Raw genomic sequence first — 7,433 nt, forward strand, 5'->3', positions numbered from 1 at the left:
AAAATTATACAAGGTTGATATATTTTTATGCAGACGTCTTTTTTGCAACATCCAAACATTCAACTCTCCAAACAAAAGCTCAAGTTAACCGCTGCTAGATTGGTTAATCACCATGTTAATTTGGCCGTAACTGGATTGAGTGGCAGTGGTAAAACCGCATTTATTACATCACTCGTTAATCAACTAATTGAAGCTAATGAAGGTGCACACCTGCCTTTTTTCTCAGTGGTCAGAGAATCACGGTTAATAGGGGTTAAAAGGGATGTGCAACCTAACTTAACCTTTAGTCGTTTTGCTTACGAAGAAGCAATGGCAAAGCTAACCCAAACGTCGCCACAATGGCCTTCGTCTACCAAAGGTATTTCACAGGTAAGGTTGAAAATAAAGTACAAGAAGAGTCGCGGTTTGAGTAAATATTTAACTGAAGACGCCACGCTAACTCTTGATATTACCGACTACCCTGGAGAATGGTTGCTTGATTTACCGCTGCTAGAGATGAATTATGCCCAGTGGTCTAGTCATTGTGAAGAGGAGCTTAAAGATCCGAAGCGAAACGTTTTGGCAAAATCGTTTTTTGCGGCACTGTCAGATTTTGATTTGAACGCTAAGGGAGATGAATTGGCCCTGCAAAACATTGCAGAGTTGTATACTCAGTATCTTATTGATTGCCAAGCTAATGGTTATCAATTATTACAGCCCGGACGATTTATATTACCTGGAGAGTTGTCAGGAGCACCGGTTTTGCATTTTTTCCCTGTGAGCAGCGAACAATTAGAACTGCAAAACGTTGACCTCAGTCATCCTGCTAAAGACAGTAATGCTGCGTTATTAATGCAACGCTACAAACACTATAAAACACAAGTGGTGCAACCCTTTTATAAAGAGCATTTTAAGCGCTTTGACCGACAAGTTGTTTTGGTGGATTGTTTATCAGCATTAAATCGGGGTTTTCATAGCTATCAAGACCTGCAGAAAGCACTAGATTGGCTGATGGGGAGTTTTCAATATGGATCTTCCAATATTCTTAATCGTTTATTTCAACCTAAAATTGATAAATTAGTGTTTGCTGCAAGTAAGGCTGATCACATCACACCAGATCAGCAAACTAACTTGGTCAAGTTATTGGAAAGTATGCTGCATAGCGCAAGGAAACAAATACAATATGATGGTGTGGTTACCGAGTCGACTGCGATATCGGCTATTCGCGCTTCGAAGTCGGGTCTTGGCCAGCTAAATGGCGAAAGCATTCCTGTTCTGCAAGGCAGAAATACACAAGGCGACGCCATTACTTTGTATCCTGGCGAAGTGCCACAAAGTTGCCCAGCACCAGAATTTTGGACTCAACAACAATTTGAATTCCCAAAATTATCGCCACCAGTTATGAATTCTGAACATGTGTTGCCCCATATTAGAATGGATCAAATTCTCGATTTTCTATTAGCGGATAAATTAACATGAAACCATCGTCTCTATCCCTAGAACAACAGTTAGTGGAAAACTCAGCTCCGAAAATCAAAGGAGCCCATGTTTTTGACAGCCAAGAAGCCAATACCCCGGCACAACCAAAAGTTAAACCAGCGGTCATGGTGACTGATCTTGATTCCATTGAGGTGACCGAAGAACCCATTCCTGACAGATTACCTTTACCGCAAGCAGAAGAATTAACCATAAAAAAAACTGGGCGCAAATGGATCGCGGTTTTATTCGCCATTGTATTGTTAGCAAGTGGTGCGGAGTTAGCTTTTTTTATTCTTGCCACGGTTGAGAAAATGGATTGGTTAGCAGGCGTGTGGTTGGCTATTTTTTCTGTGTTGGGTATATGGGTTCTGCGCCAAATTATTATCGAATACAAAGGACTCAAACAACTTAAACGTCAAGAAAATATTCGTAGCCAATCCCAACAAATGGCCTCTACTAGTGTGATAGGGTTAGCTGAACAACATTGCTTAAAAATTGCAAATAGTCTGCCTAAGGATTATCAAAATTTGGTGGTAAATTGGCGCGATAGCGTTGATTCACATCATTCAGATAGTGAGGTGTTATCTTTATTTGAACACCAAGTATTAGCCCCTATTGATAGATTGGCCCTAAAACAAGTGAGCAATAATGCTTCGGCAGCAAGTGTCATGATTGCAGTTAGTCCTTTTGCATTATTAGATATGTTGATAGTACTGTGGCGCAATATTCGAATGATGAACCAAGTCAGTGCGATTTACGGTTTACGCTTAGGGTATTGGGGCAGAATAAGTTTGATCCGAAAAATATTCCACACCATGCTGTATGCAGGTGCCGCAGAGATTTTATCCGATGCAGGTAATTACGCATTGAGTGCCGGGATCACCGGTAAAATTTCCACACGTATCGCCCAAGGAATGGGGGCTGGTGTGCTTACTGCCCGAATAGGTCTAAAGGCGATTAATGAAAGCCGTCCTTTGCCTTGGTTATCAGAAAAAAAACCTGGGTTGTCGGGTATCAGCAAACAGTTGTTAGCTGATCTTAATAAGCACCTTAGTTAATGAATTCCGCTTAGTTAGGTGGGTTATATAATGATTTTTCTGTTGCATTTGTAAGCTTTTATTTACAGTTTTACCGCTACACTATTACACCGCTATGACTTTAGATTTAGGGGAGGGTGAGTACACTTTTCCATGGTTTAACTAACAAATTAGTGTAATTTCATGTCAAAAAACACTCGTTATGAGTCTCATCAACCAGATGAGAGCGGTCTGGTAAATTGGAGTGGAGAAGAAAATAAGGTTTGGGCTGCATTGTTGCAAAAACAATTGGGATTGCTCAAAGGACGTGCATGTGATGAATATATGCATGGCCTGAAGCTGCTGAATTTACCCTCTGAACGAATTCCACAGTTAGCGGAAATTAATGCCGTTTTGATTGAAGCGACTGGGTGGCAAGTCAAGCAAGTCCCGTCTTTGATAAATTTTGATGATTTTTTTGGTTTATTAGCGAACAAACAATTTCCAGTCGCGACATTTATACGTTCAAATGAAGAATTTGAGTACTTACAAGAACCCGATATCTTTCATGAAATTTTTGGGCATTGTCCGTTACTCACCAATCCAGCCTTTGCTCACTTTACTCATACCTATGGAAAACTTGGTTATGCAGCAAGTAAAGAAGAAAGGGCTTTTTTGGCTAGGTTGTATTGGTTCACTGTTGAGTTTGGTTTAGTGAATACGCCTGAAGGAACTCGAATTTATGGGGGCGGGGTTTTGTCTTCACCCGGTGAAACAATTCATGCAGTCGAGTCCGATGATTGTGTGCACATGCCAATGCAGCCATTAGACGCCTTAAGAACCCCTTATCGTATTGATATTATGCAGCCGATTTATTATGTGCTGAAGTCATTTGACGCCCTTTTTGATATTGCCGAAATGGATATTATGACTTTGGTTAGTCAAGCCAAAGAGCTAGGACTGTATGCACCAAGGTTTTTACCAAAAGACAAACAGGCTGGTTAATTGTTTATTTAACCCTATTCTCACAATTAAAAAGTGGAGTGCTTGAACCCTAAACTTACGAGGGCAGTATTAGGCATGATATAACAAATAGCTGCTGCAGTTAGGGTCGTAGTCTCCACTTCAAGCGTTTTAACCTCTCATTGAAACGGTAGTTTTGCCTGTAGTATGTCTAGCCTCTTTATAAACAAAAATTATGCTGTATCAATTACTAACGAATAACACTGTCTAAGCTCAAAAAATTGTAATAATATCTTTACGCTTTCCCAAGTTGGGTGGGTCTAGTTTTGTATTCAATGAGGTTGCAAATGCGCTTAGAAGTAAACTGCCAAGATCGCTTGGGCATTGCCCAGGATGTGTTAGATATTTTAGTCGAACATGAGATCGATTTACGTGGAATTGAAATTGATGAACAAGGAAAAATTTTTCTTAACTTCCCGAATATGGAATTTTCAGACTTTCAACATTTGATGCCCAAAATACGCAAAATTGAAGGTATAGAAGACGTAAAAACCACTCCTTTCATGCCTATAGAGAGAGAGCAATATCAGCTAAAAGCATTATTACAGACCTTGCCCGATCCCGTTTTTTCAGTGGATACTAAAGGAAAAATCATCTTAATTAACGATGCGGTAGTAGCCAATCTAGAAATTCCCAGACATGACATTATTGGTAGCGATATTGCTGAGTTACTTAAAGGGTTTAACGTTATTCGCTGGTTGGAAGGTAAAAATCCTCAGTCTCAGGCACAAAGGATCAGATTCTTAGAACAAGATTATTTGCTTGATATGTTACCCGTAATGGTGCCTGACTCAGACGGCGCTGATATTTTAGCGGGTGCAGTATTTATGTTGAAGTCTGAACTTCGCTTAGGGCAGCAACTTACTGTTTTTCATAAGGCAAGCGTAGACAGTTTTATTTCTATCCAAGCGGATAGCAAGGCTATGAAAAACGTTGTCAGAGAAGCCAAAAGAATGGCTGAATTGGATGGACCTATCATTATCTTTGGTGAAACAGGCACAGGAAAAGAGATGCTTGCTAAAGAATGCCATGAAGCGAGTCGACGTAATGAAGGGGCATTTTTAAGATTAAACTGTGCCTCTTTGCCGGATAATGTCGCTGAGGAAGAGTTATTTGGAAGTGCTCAGGAATTGCACGGACAAATCGAAAGTAAAGTGGGTTTGTTAGAACTGGCTAAAGGTGGCACTTTGTTCTTAGACGAGGTAGGTGAATTGTCAGCACAGCTTCAAGTAACACTTTTGCGAGTTTTACAAAAGAACAGCTATCGTAGGTTGGGTGATGAAAAAGAGCTGCAGTTGGATGTGCGTATAATTTGTTCGACTCAAAAAGACCTAGGTAAATTAATGCAGGAAGGGCGCTTTAGAGAAGATTTGTTTTACCGTTTAAATGTGCTGAGTTTAGTTTTACCACCATTACGAGAACGAAAATCAGATATTATTGCTTTAGCTGAACGTTTCATAAAACAGCACAGTGTTAAATTAGGTCGAAAATCGCCTAAGATGACCAAGGCTTGTGTTGATTATTTACATACTTATCCTTGGCCTGGCAATGTGAGACAACTTGAAAATGCACTTTATCGCGCGATTTCATTGCTAGAAGGCAACGAATTAGAGAAGGAAAATATTCAACTTCCTTCATGTTCTGCAACTGTCAGTTTTGTTTCAGAAGAATTTGCAGGAAGTCTAGATGATGAGGTAAAGCGTTTTGAAAAAGACATTTTGATGCGGCTGTACCCCAGCTATCCAAGTACTAGGCAGTTGGCGAAAAAACTAGGGTTAAGTCACACCGCTATTGCCAATAAATTACGAGATTACGGGATCAATAAAAAAACAGTAAAGATTGTTTGAAAATGGGATAGTCATTATTTTATGAGACTATTGTTTCAGCTAGATTTCAAGGTCGCCTATTTACAAATTAATTAAATTTTTTTCAATCAATCTGCTAGTCGTCAACTAGCAGATTTTCTTATAGATTCTTAATCGGTAATTCAGTGGTATTTTTAACTTGTTTAAGTGCAAAAGTAGAACTTAAATGGTCGACTAAAGGCAGATTAGTCAGCTTAGTTTTAAGTAAATGCTCATATTCTTCAATACTTTCTACCACAACCTTCAATAAATAGTCTTTATCTCCACTTGTGGTATGGCACTCAACTATGGATTCAATACTTTGCACCGCTTTTTCAAAGTCATTTAAAGATTCGCCATCATGATTTTTTAAGGTGACATAGATAAAAACTGACACACCCAGATTTAATTTTTTGCTGTCTAATAGCGTGACTTTTTGCAGAATGATTTTGTCTGCTTCCAAGCGTTTAACTCTTCTCCAACATGGTGTGTGTGATAAACCCACTTTTTGACTTAAGTCAGCCATTGATACCGTCGCATCCTTTTGCATTACCCGCAAAATTTCTCGATCGAATTTATCTAATTTCATAAAATATTTGTTTAATTAAAAGAGTGAACTTAATTTGTAGCATGATGAAAGTTTAATTCTTTTTCAAGACAAAAATGAGGATATTTATCCTAGTGACTGATTTCTTCGGTGATTTATCAGTGTAACTAAATTAGTAGCCCAAGAAAGTAGCAAAAGATGTCCTATATCTTTTGGGATATCATTGCTTTATTAGATAAGTTAACGAGAGAATAAAATGTCGGTTTTTGAGCATAGCGAATTTGATGGGCACGAACATGTGGCTTTTCACCAAGATAAGGCATCTGGATTAAAAGCAATCATAGCTGTTCATAATTCAAATCTTGGAAACGCCTTAGGTGGCTGCCGAATGTGGCCCTACCTTAGTGATGAGGAGGCATTGCGAGACGTGCTGAGATTATCTAAAGGCATGACATATAAAGCAGCAATGGCTGGTCTTAGTCAAGGAGGAGGCAAGGCTGTTATTTTGGGGAATCCTCGTACTGAGAAAACACCAGAAAAAATGTTAGCCATGGGCAAATTCATTGATAGTTTATCTGGGCAGTATATCAGCGCTGAAGATTCAGGTTTAAGTGTTGATGATTTGAAGTTAATGGGCAAACAAACTGCCTATGTGTCAGGGATCCAAGCCAAATATCATATTAATTCAGAACCCGCTGACGGTAACCCTGCACCGTCAACAGCTTATGGCGTGTATGTTGGACTGAAGGCGACTGTCAAATACGCAATGAATACAGAGCTAAAAGGTGTGAAAGTGGCTATTCAAGGTTTAGGGCATGTAGGATTACGTTTGGCTAAACATTTACATAGTCAGGGCGCAATTTTATATGTAACTGATATCCATCCGGAAAATATTGAAATAGCGGTTAATGAATTTTCAGCTATCGCAGTTAAGCCACAAGATATCTATGACTTAGATGTGGATGTATTTGCCCCATGTGCAATGGGAGCCATTCTAGATGACGACAATATTGCGAAACTAAAGGTAAAAGTAATTGCTGGCGCAGCCAACAATCAGTTGGCAAAAGAAGCCTTTGGCCAGTTATTAGCAGACAAAGGGATTGTGTATGCGCCAGATTATGTCATTAATGCCGGTGGAATAATCGACATATACCATCAATCAATCCCTAGCTCTGATAAAGGATTACGAGAACATATTGAAAAAATCAGCGATACACTAGTAGAAATATACCAGCGTGCTGAGTCACAAGGAATTGCTACCAATATTATTGCTAATGAAATTGCAGAAGAACGATTCGGTAAATAATTAAATTGTCCTAAAAAGTGGGTTGCATATGACATGAGCTTTGTTCATAATGCGCCCGCCTTAATGAGAACCGCAAATTTTCACTAAGGTTTTTCAATGGTGACCTTTCGGTCCCCTCGCAATGATACTTTGTGAACCCGGTCAGGCCTGGAAGGGAGCAGCCGCAGCAAACGACTCATGTGCCGAGGTGTGGCTGGAAGGGCACCACCAATCCACTCCGAACCGCTCGACAAGCCTTG

General features: G+C 39.6%; 6 protein-coding genes and 1 other RNA gene. 6 read left to right on the plus strand and 1 reads right to left on the minus strand.

The window, feature by feature from the left end; all coding sequences use genetic code 11:
* The first annotated feature begins 27 nt into the window (after positions 1-27).
* The 4 genes from AAC000_RS18885 to tyrR all read left to right on the plus strand — a co-directional run bounded on the left by AAC000_RS18885 (position 28) and on the right by tyrR (position 5,344).
* Complete coding sequence (locus AAC000_RS18885) at positions 28-1,458, plus strand: YcjX family protein (RefSeq protein ID WP_339724945.1); 1,431 nt, start codon at positions 28-30, stop codon at positions 1,456-1,458.
* The gene (locus AAC000_RS18890) at positions 1,455-2,516 is read left to right on the plus strand and encodes a TIGR01620 family protein (protein ID WP_339724946.1); all 1,062 of its coding nucleotides are present in this window, start codon (positions 1,455-1,457) and stop codon (positions 2,514-2,516) included. Before AAC000_RS18885 ends, AAC000_RS18890 begins: the two co-directional genes overlap by 4 nt.
* A gap of 162 nt (positions 2,517-2,678) precedes the next feature.
* Positions 2,679-3,479: a phenylalanine 4-monooxygenase gene (phhA, locus tag AAC000_RS18895; RefSeq protein WP_339724947.1), complete on the plus strand. Its 801-nt coding sequence runs from the start codon at positions 2,679-2,681 to the stop codon at positions 3,477-3,479.
* Positions 3,480-3,784: 305 nt separating this feature from the next.
* Positions 3,785-5,344, plus strand: coding sequence for a transcriptional regulator TyrR (tyrR, locus tag AAC000_RS18900; RefSeq protein WP_339724948.1), 1,560 nt, complete (start codon positions 3,785-3,787; stop codon positions 5,342-5,344).
* 118 nt (positions 5,345-5,462) lie between these two features.
* On the opposite strand, the gene AAC000_RS18905 is transcribed toward tyrR, so the two are convergent.
* Positions 5,463-5,930, minus strand: coding sequence for an Lrp/AsnC family transcriptional regulator (locus tag AAC000_RS18905; protein WP_339724949.1), 468 nt, complete (start codon positions 5,928-5,930; stop codon positions 5,463-5,465).
* Positions 5,931-6,144: 214 nt separating this feature from the next.
* Here AAC000_RS18905 and AAC000_RS18910 point away from each other — a divergent pair, with 214 nt between their 5' ends.
* Both AAC000_RS18910 and ffs read left to right on the plus strand, forming a co-directional pair.
* Positions 6,145-7,194 carry a Glu/Leu/Phe/Val dehydrogenase dimerization domain-containing protein gene (locus AAC000_RS18910; protein ID WP_339724950.1) on the plus strand — a complete coding sequence of 350 codons (1,050 nt, stop codon included), beginning with the start codon at positions 6,145-6,147 and terminating at the stop codon, positions 7,192-7,194.
* 105 nt (positions 7,195-7,299) lie between these two features.
* An RNA gene (ffs, locus tag AAC000_RS18915) (signal recognition particle sRNA small type) lies at positions 7,300-7,396 on the plus strand.
* The last annotated feature ends 37 nt before the right edge of the window (positions 7,397-7,433 follow it).

Source organism: uncultured Paraglaciecola sp. (assembly GCF_963977085.1).
In the GTDB taxonomy this organism is placed as follows: domain Bacteria; phylum Pseudomonadota; class Gammaproteobacteria; order Enterobacterales; family Alteromonadaceae; genus Paraglaciecola.

What these genes read in the sequence shown, in the direction of transcription:
- AAC000_RS18885 (WP_339724945.1), top strand. Translation starts at nt 28, where the DNA reads ATGCAGACGTCTTTTTTGCAACATCCAAACATTCAACTCTCCAAACAA.
- AAC000_RS18890 (WP_339724946.1), top strand. Translation starts at nt 1,455, where the DNA reads ATGAAACCATCGTCTCTATCCCTAGAACAACAGTTAGTGGAAAACTCA.
- phhA (WP_339724947.1), top strand. Translation starts at nt 2,679, where the DNA reads ATGTCAAAAAACACTCGTTATGAGTCTCATCAACCAGATGAGAGCGGT.
- tyrR (WP_339724948.1), top strand. Translation starts at nt 3,785, where the DNA reads ATGCGCTTAGAAGTAAACTGCCAAGATCGCTTGGGCATTGCCCAGGAT.
- AAC000_RS18905 (WP_339724949.1), bottom strand. Translation starts at nt 5,930, where the DNA reads ATGAAATTAGATAAATTCGATCGAGAAATTTTGCGGGTAATGCAAAAG.
- AAC000_RS18910 (WP_339724950.1), top strand. Translation starts at nt 6,145, where the DNA reads ATGTCGGTTTTTGAGCATAGCGAATTTGATGGGCACGAACATGTGGCT.